The sequence below is a fragment of the Nitrococcus sp. genome (genome assembly GCF_059432795.1).
In genome coordinates this window covers 14,679-29,682 of sequence record NZ_JBXWZQ010000168.1, presented here as the reverse complement: position 1 = coordinate 29,682, position 15,004 = coordinate 14,679, and the positions used below count along the sequence as shown (strand labels likewise).

Sequence of the window (15,004 nt, the reverse complement as noted above, 5' to 3'; positions counted from 1 at the left end):
GCATGGGATAGTCCCGCACGCCCGCGAGCACCGCCACTTTACCGAGAGCCGGTTCGGGATAGGCATCATCACGAGTTACCAAATCATGAAATTGCTCGAACAGGCCTTGCGCCTCTTCGACTGTCTTGCCCTCAAGCACCTCGGTCATGATGGAAGCCGACGCCGTCGAGATGGCGCAGCCATCACCCTGGAAGCCGATATTGGCGATCACTCCGTCTTCAATGCTAAGTTGAATCGTCACGCGATCGCCGCACAGCGGGTTGTACCCGTTCGCTTGATGCGAATGCGGCTCCACACTCCGGAAGTTCCGCGGGTGCTTGTTGTGATCAAGAATAACCTCTTGATATAGGTCGCGCAGATCAGACATTCAGATAAACAGCTCCCTAACCTTGTCCAGGGCTCGCACGAGCACGTCCACGTCATCGCACGTGTTGTACACACCGAAGGAGGCTCGAGCCGTAGCCGCTATGCCGTACCTTTGCATCACCGGTTGCGCGCAGTGATGGCCCGCCCGGATGGCCACCCCCTCCATATCCAAGATCGTTCCGATGTCGTGCGGATGGACACGCCCCAGCAGGAAGGAGATGACCCCTGCTTTGGCGCTGGCGGTGCCGATAATGCGCAAGTCATCCACTTCGCTAAGACGCCCCGTGGCGTATTCAAGCAGGGCATGCTCATGAGCAGCGATCCGCTCCGTACCGATGGCACAGACATAATCGATGGCCGCACCCAAACCGACGACACCGGCGATATTGGGAGTGCCCGCCTCGAAGCGCTGCGGCGGTTCGGCGAACTCGCTTCCCTCGAAAGTCACATAGCGGATCATTTCGCCGCCGCCGTGATACGGAGGCATCTCCTGCAACAGATTCAGCCGCCCCCACAAGACGCCGACGCCGGACGGTCCATAGATCTTATGGCCCGAAAAGCAGTAGAAATCGCAGCCAAGCGCGGCCACGTCGACCGATAGGTGGGGCACCGACTGGGCGCCGTCGACGAGCACGGCCACGCCGCGCTCGTGCGCTGCGGCGATCATCTCCCGCACCGGATTGATGGTGCCCAGCGCATTGGATACGTGCACCACGCTTACGAACTTGGTCCGTTCCGTGAGCCGGCTGCGGAAATCCTCCAAATCCACCTCGCCACATTCCGTTATCGGCGAGACAACGAGCTTCGCGCCCGTTTGCTCACACAACAACTGCCAGGGAACGATGTTGGAGTGATGCTCCATGCCGGTAATCAGGATCTCATCGCCGGGTCCGAGTCGGGGCCGCACGTAGCTGTGCGCTATCAGATTAATGGCTTCGGTGGCGCCGCGAACGAAGACCACTTCCCGGTCATCGGCGCCGTTGAGCAGCGCTCTCACCTTGCCGCGCACAGCCTCGTACGCCTGCGTCGACCGCTGTGAAAGCTGGTAGACACCGCGATGAATATTGGCGTAATAGTCCCGATAGCATTCCTCGATCGCCCGGATAACGGCTTCAGGCTTCTGCGCGCTGGCTGCGCTATCCAGAAATACCAGCCGCTTGCCGTTCATCGGCCGTGCAAGGATCGGGAAGTCTGCCCGTATGCGTTCCACCGCAAGGGGCGCAGCTGCTCCTTGCTCCTGCACCGGATCGACCATGCTCATAACATTTCCCTCGCCGCCTCGGCGCCTGGCAACCTTTGAAATAGCAAGTGCCGTTCGTATTGATAAAGCCCATCCAAGCGAATCGGCTTGAGCATCTCGTCGGCAAACGCGAATGTCAGCATGCCCTGGGCATCATCGAATCCAATGCCGCGGGTGTTGAGATAAAACAGCGCCTCGTCATCAAGCTTACCCACGGTGGACCCGTGAGAGCATTTGACGTCATCGGCGTGGATCTCAAGGCGTGGGTTCGAGTGCGCGAGCGCCAGCTTGCCCAACAATAAATTGCGGTTCTGCTGCTGCGCATCGATCTTCTGCGCACGCTCGAACACTTTCACCAGGCCGTCGAAGACGGTCTCCGAGCGCCCTTGCAAGACACCCTTGAATACCTGTCGCGACGTACCGTGCTCCGCCTTGTGATTGACCCAGGTATGGTGGTCGCAATATTGCCGGGCTGCTGTCAAATAAAGGCCGTTGAGCGTTACATCCGCGCCCGGACCGTTCAGGTTGGCGTAGATATCGGTGCGCGCGAGCCGAGCGCCACAGGCGAATGAATGCATGCGAACGCTCGCATCCCGGTCCGCCTCGGCATGAACCGCCCCGAGGTGAGCGCTGCCCGCGCCCTCCTCCTGTACCTTGTAGTAATCGACATTGGCCCCTTGCCGGGCCACGATCTCGGTGACCGGACAGTTCAGCGCGAAGGGCTCATCGGCACCCAGGAAATGCTCTATCAGCGCAGTCTGGGAAGCCTCTTCGGCTACAATCACCGTCCGGGGGTAAATCGCGCGGCGATCCGCCTGTGGCGTCAATAAATGGACGACTGCGATCGGCTGCTCGAGCGTTGCACCACGCGCCAAATGCACCATGACGCCGTCGCGGAAAAACGCCGTATTGAGTGCCGCGAATGGATGTGCCTCGGTATCGGCGAAGGCGCCGAGCGACTGGCGAACGACCGCCGGCAAGTGCTCGCCATACTCCGATAACGGCGCCAACGTCACGCCCTTGGGCAATTTGTCCAACTCGGACAAGGCCGGATCGAGCCACCCGTCGACGAAAACGAGCCGATGCGCCTTGCCCAGCACGCCGACTTTTTCGATCAACTCCGCGCCCACTTGACCCGGCCCTTCACTGGGCACGAAATGCTCGCGCAACACGGGCGTCAGGTCCGTCTTGCGCCAGGCTTCCACCTTTCGTCCAGGAAACCCCTGCGCCTCGAAGCACTCGATTCCGAGCCTGTGCAAGCGCGCAAGCCACTCGGGCTCGTCTCGATGCGCCGAGCGCGCCTCGTAGTCCTGCAGATAGATACTTTTCTGTTCAGCAATCGCTTCCATCCGGACCTCCGGCGCCACAGTTAAGCGGCGGCCTCATCAAACAGCGCGTAACCGCTCTCCTCGAGCTCCTCAGCGAGCTCCTTGCCTCCGGACTTGACGATCCGGCCATTGAGCAGCACGTGCACCTTATCCGGGATGATGTGACTAAGCAGTCGCTGATAATGCGTAATCACCAAAAAGCCGCGTTCTTCATTGCGCAGGGAGTTCACGCCATCCGCGACGCTGCGCAGAGCATCGATATCCAGCCCGGAGTCCGTCTCGTCGAGCACCGCCAGGTACGGCTCCAACACGGCGAGCTGAAAGATCTCGTTGCGTTTTTTCTCCCCCCCCGAGAAGCCCTCGTTGACGGGGCGCCGCAGCAGCGATTCATCGAGGTTTACCGACTTGGCGCGCTCCTTGATGAGCTGAAGAAACTCCATGGCATCCAGCTCTTTCTCACCCCGATACTTGCGGATGGCGTTCAGCGCGGCCTTGAGGAAGTACGTATTGGACACTCCCGGGATCTCGACCGGATACTGAAACCCCAGAAACACGCCTTCCCGGGCCCGATCCTCGGGCGCGAGCTCAAGCAGGTTGCGCTCTCGGAAAAGCACTTCGCCGGCCGTTACCTCGTAGCTCGGATCACCGGCCAGAATTTTCGCTAAAGTGCTCTTGCCGGAGCCGTTCGGCCCCATGATCGCGTGCGTTTCCCCGCGTTCGATAGCGAGATCTATGCCTTTAAGAATCTCCACGCCCTGGATGGTGGCATGCAGATTTCGAATCTCAAGCAGTGCCATGAATGGCCCTCCGTCGACGTCGTATCACCCCGGTTTCGGCGCTGATTGATGCCGCCGAAACAACATGCAGACCGCGGCTGACTCGCTCGGCGCGCCCCCCAAAAGAGACCGTGTTGCGCCTCGTCCAACTGCCAACGCGCCTTAACCACGGCCTTCCTGCAAGTCCCGCGCAGCAGGATCAACCAACGCTGCCTTCCAGGGTGATCTCCATCAGTTTTTGCGCTTCGACTGCGAACTCCATCGGCAACGTGCGGAAGACTTCCTTGCAGAAACCGTTGACGATGAGCGAGACGGCATCTTCGGTGGAGATACCACGCTGATTGCAATACAAGATCTGATCCTCGCCGATCTTCGAGGTCGTCGCTTCGTGCTCGAGTTGCGCGGTCGCGTTCTGGATGTCGATGTAGGGGAAGGTATGCGCCCCGCACGTATCGCTCATCAGCATGGAGTCGCACTGGGAATAATTACGCGCGTTCTCCGCTTTTGGCGTGATCCGCACCAAGCCACGATAGCTCTGCTGGCCATGGCCGGCCGAGATTCCCTTGCTGACAATCGTGCTGCGCGTGTTCTTACCCATGTGGATCATTTTCGTGCCGGTATCCGCCTGCTGCCGCGCGCGGGTCACCGCCACGGAGTAGAACTCGCCGACCGAGTTGTCGCCGCGGAGCACACAGCTCGGATATTTCCAGGTGATCGCCGAGCCGGTTTCGACTTGAGTCCAGGAAATCTTCGAGTTGTTACCCGCGCACAGGCCCCGCTTGGTGACGAAATTGTAAACGCCCCCCCGGCCTTCCTCGTCGCCCGGGTACCAATTCTGCACGGTGGAGTATTTGATCTCCGCATCGTCCAGTGCGATCAACTCCACAACCGCCGCATGCAGCTGATTTTCATCGCGAACGGGGGCCGTGCAACCCTCGAGGTAGCTCACGTGAGCGCCTTCTTCAGCAATGATCAAGGTGCGCTCGAACTGCCCCGTATTGGCCGCGTTGATCCGGAAGTACGTCGACAGCTCCATTGGACAGCGCACGCCTTTCGGGATGAAGACGAACGAACCGTCCGTAAAGACCGCCGAGTTCAACCCCGCGTAGTAGTTGTCGTTGAAGGGCACCACGGTGCCAATATACTTCCGAACCAGCTCGGGGTGCTCTTGAACGGCCTCGGACATCGAGCAGAAGACGATGCCTTGCTCCTTGAGCTTCGCCTTGTAGCTCGTTGCGACGGAGACGGAGTCGAAGACGGCGTCGACGGCCACCCCTGCCAGCATCTCCTGCTCGTGCAAGGGGATCCCGAGGCGGTCATAGGTCTCCTTCAGCTTCGGATCGATCTCATCCAGACTCTGAGGCATGTCCTCCTTGCGCTTCGGGGCCGAATAATAAGAGATCGCCTGAAAGTCGATCGGGGGATAGTACACATTGGCCCATTCCGGCACCGGCATCTCCAGCCAATTTCGATAGGCCTTGAGCCGCCATTCGAGCATCCATTCCGGCTCGGCCTTCTTTTTGGAAATAAAGCGGATGATGTCTTCGTTGAGGCCAGGCGGAACCGTATCCTGCTCGATATCGGTGATGAACCCCGCCTCATACTTTCGGTTAGTCAGTTCTTCCAGCGTCTTGGTAGTTGCCGACATAATGGACTCCGCTAAACGCAAGAGTGATGTACCGTGATCGCCTGATCGCCGGTGGGTGCGCTTGCTGGCTCCGAGACATCCATCTCCGCCAAGCTAATGGCTTCCAGCGCCATGCGAACCTTTTGATTGATATGGCGCCAGCGAGCACTCGCCGCGCAGTTGGCACCGTACTGACAGGCATCCGCACCCCCGATGACACACTCGGTCAGCGAGATCGGCCCCTCCAGCGCGACAATGATGTCCGCCAGAGAAATCTCCTCCGGCGAACGCGCCAATGCGTAGCCACCTTGAACGCCGCGATAGGAGATCAGAATTCCACCGCGGGCCATGTGCTTGAGTATCTTGCTGACGATCGGCTGGGGCAGCCCACGCCATTGAGCGAGTTCAACCGCGTTGAAACGCTCCCGCCGACGCCGTGCCATTAGCGTGAGAATACTGATCCCGTAATCGGTTTCACGGTTAATTCGGATCATGACGGTGCGAATTATAGCGGATAGTGGACTCTTTGGGTACCCTATCGGCGTCGCGGATTCGCTACCGGGCGATGATGCGGGCGTGCCGCGCGCAACGAAAAGGCACCTCCCCCGATACCCCTCCTAGCAAAGGGGGATCAAACGAGCGCGGGTAGCAAGGGGGGATCAAACGAGCGCGGGGCAAGCCGCGCGGCGGCGATGTAGCAAAACCGGCTCGCGCGACCTCGCCCACCGCCCCGTACGTGATGAGACGCACCCCGCCAGCGCTTTCGCCGTACACATACCCGCGAGGCATGGCCGCGACCCTTCGTTGTGCGGGCGCCTCCAATGAGAAGACCTCTTCGGTCCCCCCAATTCGGCCCGCGCTATCACCGCCAATGGACCATCAATACTATGCTGAACGTACATCCTATGGCCACTGGCACGCCGCCACGGTTTCGGAGACCACCGTGAGCGCCCGTTGCCGGCGAGCCGACCCGACAACGCCGTGTGCCGCCTATTCTAGCCAGCAGGCTCGCCGCCCGCGAGGAGGCTGTCGCGATAGGACCCACAACTCCGACGGGAGGAAGGTGCCATGACCTCACCCTTTGAATGGGATGATCCGTTGCGCCTGGACGAACAGCTCACCGAGGAAGAACGCCTGGTCCGAGATGCCGCTCGCGATTTCGCGCAACAACGGCTCATGCCGGAGATTCTGGAAGCCAATCGGCAGGAGCGTTTCGACCGCGAACTCATGCGCGAGATGGGCGAATTGGGGCTTCTCGGCCCCACGCTCGCGGAGCAATACGGTGGCGCCGGCGTGAACCATGTCTGTTACGGACTCATCGCACGCGAGTTGGAGCGTGTCGACTCGAGCTACCGCTCCGCGTTGAGCGTGCAATCCTCGCTGGTGATGTTTCCCATAGCCGCCTTCGGCACCAGCAAGCAACGATCCGACTACTTGCCGCGGCTCGCCAGCGGCGAATGGATCGGCTGTTTCGGCCTCACCGAGCCCGACCATGGGTCGGATCCCGGCGGCATGACGAGCCACGCTCGAAAGGTCCCGGGCGGCTATCGCTTGTCCGGATCGAAAAGTTGGATCACCAACTCGCCCATTGCCGAAGTCCTCTTGGTCTGGGCCAAGCTTGACGAGAAAATTCGTGGATTCATCCTGGAACGCGACATGGCCGGGCTCGACACACCGAAGATCACCGGGAAGCTCGCGCTGCGCGCCTCCCTCACCGGCCAGATTCACATGGACGAGGTTTTCGTTCCGGAAGCGAACGCGTTATCGGTGGAAGGGCTCAAGGGGCCGTTCAGCTGCCTCAGCAAGGCGCGCTACGGCATCGTCTGGGGTAGTATGGGGGCCGCCGAGTTCTGCTGGCATGCCGCGCGCCGTTACACGCTGGAGCGCACTCAGTTCGGACGGCCGCTGGCGGCCAACCAGCTCATACAAAAAAAACTGGCCGACATGCAGACCGAGATCGCTCTCGGGTTGCACGCGGCGCTTCGTCTGGGACGGCTCATTGACGCCGACGCCTGGTCACCGGAAATGGTCTCGCTGCTCAAACGCAACAACTGCGGCAAGGCCCTTGAAATCGCGCGAAACGCGCGCGACATTCACGGCGGCAACGGCATCGTGGACGAATATCACGTCATGCGCCACATGCTGAATCTGGAAGCGGTGAACACATACGAGGGAACGCACGACATTCATGCCTTGATACTCGGGCGCGCGCAGACCGGCATCCCGGCCTTCACTGCCTGATTGTCGATACCCCCCGGCGCGGCCACAGACCGAGTCCCGCCAGCCCGAGCAGCACGCCGGCCAAGATGGGATAGTCGGTCCAGATTACGTAAGGGGTAGCGCCCACCCGGGGCTGCGCCTGTCCGGTGACCACGGCTTGCTGGAATAATGGCGCGCGCTCGCGTAACCGGCCACGCGCGTCAATGATGGCGGTAACGCCGGTATTGGTCGCCCGCAGCAGATAGCGCTGCGTCTCTCTGGCCCGCATGCGCGCCATCTCCAAGTGCTGATAGGGTGCGAGTGAATCGCCGAACCAGGCATCATCGCTTACGTTGACCAGCAGATTGGCCGCCGGCAGGGCCGCCGCGATCGCCTCGCCGAAGGTCACTTCGTAGCACACGGACACACCAACACGATGGCCCGCCGCCAACAGCGGGGCCGCCGACTCACCAGGCGCAAAGTCACCGAGGGGTGCGCCGAAAATATCAAACGTATTGCCGAATACGTCACGAAATGGCACGTACTCGCCAAAGGGCACGAGATGGCGTTTGTAGTAAAATGCAGGGGGATCGCCAAGCCGCGCTACGGCGTTGAAACCAGCCTCACCCTTGCGCTCCAGCACCGGCACCCCAGTGAGGATGGTGGTACCGTAACGCGCGGCCGCCCGAGCCAAGGGCTCCAGGAAAGCCGAGCTTACTTGCCGGTAATACACCGGAACGGCCGTTTCCGGCCAGATCAGCAAATCCGCGCCGAAATGGGGCTCGCTCAGGGCGCGATATCGATTTAGCGCCTCCACACGTCGCTGCGGCAGCCATTTCTGGTCCTGAGCCACATTTCCCTGCACCAATGCCACCCGAATCGGCTCTCCGCGAGCGGTTGTCCATGAACGATCGAGACTCCAGGCGCCGAGCACGGAAGCACCGGCAACGAGCGCGAATGCTACGGCCGAGCTACGCCTCGGGCGCAAGATCAGACCCGCCAGAGCGCCGGCGATGAGCGCCACCAACAGACTGATCCCATAGGTCCCGAAAACGGGCGCTATACCGGAGAGCGGAGTATCGATCTGCGTGTACCCGAGGGTAAGCCAGGTGGTCCCGCTCAGCAGCCAGCTTCTGAGCCACTCGACCAGGACCCAGGAGAGAGGCAGTGCCAAAACCACTGTGCGCCGTCGGTTTCCGCGGCCCAGATATCTACCCCAGGCGCAGGCCGCCAAGGGATAGCAGGCGGCCACCACCGTGAGCAACGCAGTTGCCACCACGCCGGCGATTGGGCCCCCACCGTAGCGACTGACACTGATGTAAATCCAATAGCAGCCCAGAGCGACATAAGCGATGCCGAACAGGTAGCTCGCAGCCAATGCCCTGCGACGCGGGGCGACGGCAACAATCGCAAAAAGAACGGCAAGGGCGAGGACCGGTATCAGCCACTGATTGAAGGGGGCAAAGCCCAACGGCATGACGGCACCAGCCAGTAGCGCCATCCCGAGCCCCCACCGCGAGGCCAATAGGCGTGACACTTGTCCCGCCCTCGGCCATAGCACGCCATACCATGATATCCGGGCATCGGGGTGAATCGCGGTAGTCTCCTTTGGTGAACCGATCGCCTCGGCTGAATCGAATTGTCTATCGTTGCTCGGGCGTTCCTGGGAAAGCCGTATCCTGCCGCGCTCTAGCGCGCCCATATCATGAGCCTCCCCCTATTGGCGCGCGCAAGACGCCAGCCCCGCCTCCGACCCCGATGCGGCTTGGATAAGATGAATAGACAGATGGTGGCGCCTGAGCCGTGCGAGTTTTCGACCCGAGCAGCGGACTTGGCCGAATGCCGAGGTTCGGCGCCCGGGTTTCCAGGGATTCCGCCTAATGCTCGTCCGGCTCGGCTGTTGCGACGCCTAATGGGCTTGCCGGGTGCCTCCCGACGCCTCGAGCGGCCGGACCGCAAGCAATTGGATCCGCCGGCTATCGGCGCTCACCACCTCAAAGCGCAGCCGCCCGATATCGGTAGATTCCCCGCGATGCGGTACATGGCCAAATCGGTTGGCCACCAACCCGCCGATGGTGTCGAACTCCTCATCACTAAAGTCCGTGTTGAAATGCTCATTGAACTCCGCGATGGGCGCCAATGCCTTCACGACGGCGCGGCCGCCCTCCTGATGGTTGAGAATGTAGCTCTCTTCATTGAGATCATGCTCGTCGTCGATATCGCCGACGATCTGCTCGATCACATCCTCAATGGTGACGATGCCCGCCAATCCGCCATACTCGTCAACTACAATCGCCATGTGATTGCGGCTTTCTTGAAAGAGCTTGAGCAGCGCATCGAGCCGCTTGCTCTCCGGAATGAACAAAGCCGGTCGGAGCAACTCGCGAATGTTGAACTCCAGCTCGCTCTCCCGCGCCAGGTAAGGCAACAGATCCTTGGCGATCAGAATTCCGATGACATCGTCGCGGCTCTCCCCGGTTACCGGGAAACGCGAGTGGCCGCTTTCAATGATGGTGGGGAGAAGATCCCAGATTCGGCACGAACGCTGCAACATCGCGACCTGCGAGCGCGCTACCATGATGTCGCGCGCCTGCAACTCGGAGACGCGCAGCACCCCCTCGATCATGGAAAGCCGGTTCTGGTCCAGAATTCCACGCTCGTGAGAGAGCCTTAGAAGCTCGGTGAGCTCATCGCGATCCTTCGGCGCGCCGGCCAGCGCCTGTCCCAAGCGTTCCAGCCACGATTTGTGACTGCTGACGGTATTGCTACTACTGTCAGTTTGATCGTCGTTCATGTGTGTTACGGTTGGTTGCCACGGAAAGCTGCGGACTCATCGATAGCTGCTGATTCGTTAATTGATTGACTGTGCAATGTCTTGAAGTGCATTGCCCATCAAGGAATTAACGGATCAGCTCATCAATCGCACCGTCCAGGTAGGGATCAGGATAGCCCAGCTCGGCAAGAACCGCCCGCTCCCGGGATTCCATCACCGCCGCCGCCGCCTCTTCCTCATGATCATAGCCGAGCAAATGCAACACTCCGTGAATCACCAGATGCGCCCAGTGCGCCGCCAAGGGCTTGTCTTGCTCGGCGGCTTCCCGACCCACGACGGGCGCGCAAATGACAAGATCCCCTAGAAGCGCAGCATTTACCCCCTTCGGCAGATCCGCAGGGAAAGCCAGGACATTGGTGGCATGATCATAACCACGGTAGGTCGCATTGAGCTCTCTGCCCTCGTCCTCATCCACCACCCGGATAGTGAGCTCAGCCGCTTCACCAACCCCCGCAAGCGCGGCCTCAGCCCAGCTTTGGAATTGCTCGGGCTCGGGCACATCCGGATTGCAGGAAACCAGCTGAAGATCGACCTCGAGCATCTTGATCGGCCTGCGGATAAATTAGAGGCTCGCCTCGGCATCAACTCCGATAGCCGTTATCCAAGCTTTCCTCACCCGTATCCCGTCGATCCCTGTTGTCGTAGGCCTGTACGATACGCTGCACAAGCCGATGACGAACGACGTCGGCGGAGTTGAAGAAAGTGAAGCTAACACCGTCCACGTTCCACAGCACCTCGATGGCATCCCGTAGCCCGGATAGCTTGCCGGGGGGCAGATCCACCTGGGTGATATCACCCGTGACCACGGCAGTCGACCCGAAGCCGATTCGCGTGAGGAACATTTTCATCTGCTCGACAGTGGTGTTCTGCGCCTCATCGAGGATGACGAATGCGCTGTTCAGCGTCCGGCCGCGCATATAAGCAAGCGGCGCCACCTCGATGATGTTGCGCTCGATCAGCTTGCCGACGCGCTCGAGCCCCAGCATTTCGAACAACGCATCATAGAGGGGCCGCAAGTACGGGTCGACCTTCTGTGCCAAATCCCCGGGAAGGAAGCCAAGGCGTTCGCCTGCCTCCACGGCCGGCCGGACCAAAACCAGCCGTGTCACGAGGTTGTTCTCCAAGGCGTTCACCGCGCTCGCCACGGCGAGATAGGTCTTTCCCGTTCCAGCCGGACCGATGCCGAAACTGAGATCGTAGCTCATGATGTTGCGCAAATATGCGCGCTGATTGGGCCCGCGCCCCCGGACCTGACCCTTGCGGGTCGAAATGACGATTTCCTCTTCGTTGCCTCGAGCCGCGCGCGCGCGCAACGCCCGGGACTCTACATCCGAGCTTTGTAAATACAAATGCACGTTCTCCGCACTGATGGTCTCATGACCCGAGAGGCGGTACAGTTCCTGGAGCACGCGGCTGGCAGCCAATGCCGAACGATCTTCGCCGATGACTCGAAACCGATGCCCACGGTTCTTGATCTCAACCCCAAGCCGCCGTTCCACTTGCCGCAGATGCTCGTCGAATTGACCACAGAGATTCGCCAAGCGTGCGTTATCGAGCGGTTCAAGGGTGAAGATGATGGCTTCCGGTGACTGGTTCAAGGCTGCAGTGACCTGCTCGCTTGAAGCCTTAGGCGCTGTTGGCCGGCCTGACATCGGAGGCAAGCTCTTCCTCGACCGCGACCAGACGGCCGCGCAGTGAATGCGCCAACGCTTCGGTAATCTCGACCTGCACGACACGCCCGATCAGACGGCGGTCACCAGGGAAATTAACCGCCCGGTTGTTTTCGGTCCGCCCCGTCACCTCGCTGCCCGCCTTCTTGGATAATCCATCGACCAGAATCGCCTGGCGCGTGCCGACCATGGACTGACTGACGCGTCGAGCGTTGCGATTCAGTTCCTCCTGCAGCCGATAGAGACGCTGCTTTTTTGCCTCCAACGGGGTGGCATCGGGCAGTTGCGCCGCCGGCGTACCGGGGCGGCGGCTATAAATGAAGCTAAACGACTGATCAAAGCCGACCTCGTCGACTAATGCCAATGTGTCCTCGAAGTCCTGCTCTACCTCACCGGGGAAGCCGACGATGAAATCCGAGGAGATGGCGAGGTCCGGCCGCGCAGCCTTGAGCCGTCCGATGAGGTCGAGGTAATAGGCTCGGGTATGATTACGCTTCATCAGCCGAAGGATCTTGTCCGAACCGCTTTGGACCGGCAAGTGCAAATGGCTTACGAGTTGCGGCACCTCGCGATAGGCTTCGACGAGCGCCTCATTGAAATTCAGCGGATGAGAAGTGGTAAAGCGACTTCGATCGATACCGTCGACGGCTGCGATGAAGTGGATCAGCAACGCGAAATCGGCCACCGTGCCGTCGTCCATAGTGCCCACGTAGCCATTGACGTTCTGGCCCAGAAGCGTGACCTCGCGCACCCCTTGCTCCGCTAGCTGCGCCACCTCGCCCAGCACGTCCTCGAACGGCCGGCTGACCTCCTCGCCACGGGTATAGGGAACAACGCAGAAACTGCAGTACTTGCTGCAACCCTCCATGACGGAAACGAACGCCGTCGGCCCCTCGGCTCGAGGCTCGGGTAAACGGTCGAATTTCTCGATTTCCGGAAAACTCACGTCGACGACGGGAGCACGCGTGCGCCGCACCCGGTCGTACATCTCGGGCAGCCTGTGCAGCGTTTGGGGGCCGAAGACAAGGTCTACGAACGGCGCCCGCTCGATGATGGCGGCTCCCTCTTGACTCGCGACGCAGCCACCCACCCCGATCACCAGATTCGGGTTGCGCTCTTTCAGTGGCCGCCAGCGTCCGAGCGCCGAAAATACCTTCTCCTGGGCTTTCTCACGAATCGAGCAAGTATTGAGCAAGACGACGTCGGCATCCAGCGGAGAGTCCACCCGCTCGAACCCGCGCTCGGCGCCGAGTACGTCCACCATCTTCGTGGAATCGTACTCGTTCATCTGACAACCGTGCGTGTGAACGTAAAGTTTTCGAGTCATTTAAGCGAATCGAGCCCTCAGATTGCGACAGCTTGAGGATAACGCCGCGCTTGGGCCGCGGCAATCCCGCCCGTGATGCGTATCGGCCAAAATACCCGCGGGATGCGTCGCGATACGACGCGCGATGGCGTTTGCGCGCTACGCAAAGGTCAACACCGGCCGTACTTGTCCTCGTAGCGCACGATATCATCCTCCCCCAGATAGCTGCCGGTTTGGACCTCCACCATCTCCAATGGAATCACCCCGGAGTTCTCCAGGCGATGGACGGTGCCGAGCGGGATATAGGTCGACTGATCCTCGCTGATGAGATAGCTCTCATCACCGCGGATGACCCGCCCGGTGCCGCGCACGATGACCCAGTGCTCAGCCCGATGGTGGTGCATTTGCAGAGAAAGCGTCTTGCCCGGATTGACGATGATGCGCTTGACTTGGAAACGATCCGCGCTCGCAATGCCTTCGTAAGAACCCCACGGACGATGCACCCGCCGGTGGCTGCCGAGCTCGGGGCGTTGCTGGCGACGCAGGATTTCGACCAAATCCTTGACTGACTGGACGGCGCCGCGCGCCGCGACCAGCACGGCGTCCGAGGTCTCCACTACAATGTGGTCGCGCACACCCACCAGCGCGACCAAGCGCCCGTCCGTGCGCACATAGCAGTCTCGGCTATCGTGGAGCAACACATCGCCGATCGCGGCATTGCCCATCTCATCACATTCGGTTTCGGCCAATAGGGCGCTCCAGGAACCGAGATCACTCCAGCCCCCCGCAAAGGGAATCACGACGGCATCGGCCGTATGCTCCATCACGGCGTAATCGATCGAATCGGCGCGGCAGCGTTCAAAGGCCTCTGCCCCGATGCGCAGAAAATCGAGATCCTCGTGCGCGCTGGTCATCGCCGCCTCGCAGGCTTGGAGTATATCCGGGGCGAAGCGAGCCAATTCCTCCAGATATCGCGCGGCACGAAAAACGAACATGCCGCTGTTCCAGAAGTAATCGCCGCCGGCGATATATGCCTGCGCCGATGCCTGATCGGGCTTTTCCACGAAACGGCGCACTCGCCAGGCTTCACCAATGTCGGCCAGCCGTTCACCCGCCTGAATGTAGCCGAACCCCGTCTCCGGTGCCGTGGGCTGGATGCCAAAAGTGGCCAGAAAATCATTCGCGGCCGCCGCCACGGCGACGTCGACGGCTTCATGGAACGCCTGCGTATCGCGGATGATGTGATCCGCCGGCAACACCACGAGCACCGCCTCAGGATTGCGCTGAACGGCACGCAGCGCAGCGACGGCCACCGCGGGCGCCGTGTTGCGACCCGTCGGCTCGAGCAGGATATCCGGGGGGTCCGCTGCGCCGCGCACCTGCTCCGCCACCAGAAAACGATGCTCCTGATTGCAAACAATGATCGGCGCGGCAAAGTTACCGCCTCGCAACCGTTCCACCGTGGCCTGCAATAGCGTATGACCGCAGGCGGTGAGATCGATGAACTGCTTGGGATAGAGCTCGCGCGACAACGGCCAGAGCCGCGATCCGACACCGCCGGAGAGAACCACCGGAATCACGCTTGCGGTCTGCGACTCGGCTACCGGTTCCATTTTCACTCCCACCGCCGTTTGCCATGCCAGTGTTTCATTGCGGCCG

13 protein-coding genes are annotated in these 15,004 nt (G+C 60.8%); 1 reads left to right on the top strand and 12 read right to left on the bottom strand.

Annotation, left to right across the window (positions count from 1 at the left end):
• The 6 genes from sufU to AC52Q4_RS11965 form a co-directional block, all read right to left on the bottom strand.
• Positions 1-367: Fe-S cluster assembly sulfur transfer protein SufU (gene sufU, locus AC52Q4_RS11990; protein WP_495537029.1), on the bottom strand; the 367-nt coding region annotated here is incomplete at its 3' end.
• The gene (locus tag AC52Q4_RS11985; RefSeq protein WP_495537028.1) at positions 368-1,627 is read right to left on the bottom strand and encodes a cysteine desulfurase; all 1,260 of its coding nucleotides are present in this window, start codon (positions 1,625-1,627) and stop codon (positions 368-370) included.
• The gene (sufD, locus tag AC52Q4_RS11980; protein ID WP_495537027.1) at positions 1,624-2,955 is read right to left on the bottom strand and encodes a Fe-S cluster assembly protein SufD; all 1,332 of its coding nucleotides are present in this window, start codon (positions 2,953-2,955) and stop codon (positions 1,624-1,626) included. Before sufD ends, AC52Q4_RS11985 begins: the two co-directional genes overlap by 4 nt.
• A gap of 20 nt (positions 2,956-2,975) precedes the next feature.
• The gene (gene sufC / locus AC52Q4_RS11975; protein ID WP_495537026.1) at positions 2,976-3,731 is read right to left on the bottom strand and encodes a Fe-S cluster assembly ATPase SufC; all 756 of its coding nucleotides are present in this window, start codon (positions 3,729-3,731) and stop codon (positions 2,976-2,978) included.
• 178 nt (positions 3,732-3,909) lie between these two features.
• Positions 3,910-5,358 carry a Fe-S cluster assembly protein SufB gene (gene sufB, locus AC52Q4_RS11970; RefSeq protein WP_495537025.1) on the bottom strand — a complete coding sequence of 483 codons (1,449 nt, stop codon included), beginning with the start codon at positions 5,356-5,358 and terminating at the stop codon, positions 3,910-3,912.
• Between the two features lie 11 nt (positions 5,359-5,369).
• On the bottom strand, positions 5,370-5,831 hold the full coding sequence (locus tag AC52Q4_RS11965; RefSeq protein WP_495537024.1) for an SUF system Fe-S cluster assembly regulator: 462 nt from the start codon (positions 5,829-5,831) through the stop codon (positions 5,370-5,372).
• A gap of 574 nt (positions 5,832-6,405) precedes the next feature.
• Between AC52Q4_RS11965 and AC52Q4_RS11960 the strand changes: the two genes are divergently transcribed.
• Positions 6,406-7,578 carry an acyl-CoA dehydrogenase gene (locus AC52Q4_RS11960; protein WP_495537023.1) on the top strand — a complete coding sequence of 391 codons (1,173 nt, stop codon included), beginning with the start codon at positions 6,406-6,408 and terminating at the stop codon, positions 7,576-7,578.
• On the opposite strand, the gene lnt is transcribed toward AC52Q4_RS11960, so the two are convergent.
• The 6 genes from lnt to AC52Q4_RS11930 form a co-directional block, all read right to left on the bottom strand.
• The gene (gene lnt / locus AC52Q4_RS11955) at positions 7,568-9,037 is read right to left on the bottom strand and encodes an apolipoprotein N-acyltransferase (RefSeq protein WP_495537022.1); all 1,470 of its coding nucleotides are present in this window, start codon (positions 9,035-9,037) and stop codon (positions 7,568-7,570) included. The two genes, AC52Q4_RS11960 and lnt, sit on opposite strands and share 11 nt — an antisense overlap.
• A gap of 408 nt (positions 9,038-9,445) precedes the next feature.
• Positions 9,446-10,330 (bottom strand): CorC family transporter, encoded by an 885-nt coding sequence (locus AC52Q4_RS11950; protein WP_495537021.1) that lies wholly within the window; start codon positions 10,328-10,330, stop codon positions 9,446-9,448.
• 106 nt (positions 10,331-10,436) lie between these two features.
• Positions 10,437-10,910: an rRNA maturation RNase YbeY gene (gene ybeY, locus AC52Q4_RS11945; protein WP_495537020.1), complete on the bottom strand. Its 474-nt coding sequence runs from the start codon at positions 10,908-10,910 to the stop codon at positions 10,437-10,439.
• A 40-nt stretch (positions 10,911-10,950) separates the two neighbouring features.
• Positions 10,951-11,967 (bottom strand): PhoH family protein, encoded by a 1,017-nt coding sequence (locus AC52Q4_RS11940; RefSeq protein ID WP_495537019.1) that lies wholly within the window; start codon positions 11,965-11,967, stop codon positions 10,951-10,953.
• Between the two features lie 28 nt (positions 11,968-11,995).
• Positions 11,996-13,366, bottom strand: coding sequence for a tRNA (N6-isopentenyl adenosine(37)-C2)-methylthiotransferase MiaB (gene miaB / locus AC52Q4_RS11935; protein ID WP_495537018.1), 1,371 nt, complete (start codon positions 13,364-13,366; stop codon positions 11,996-11,998).
• A 149-nt stretch (positions 13,367-13,515) separates the two neighbouring features.
• On the bottom strand, positions 13,516-14,958 hold the full coding sequence (locus tag AC52Q4_RS11930; RefSeq protein ID WP_495537017.1) for a mannose-1-phosphate guanylyltransferase/mannose-6-phosphate isomerase: 1,443 nt from the start codon (positions 14,956-14,958) through the stop codon (positions 13,516-13,518).
• Positions 14,959-15,004 lie beyond the last annotated feature (46 nt).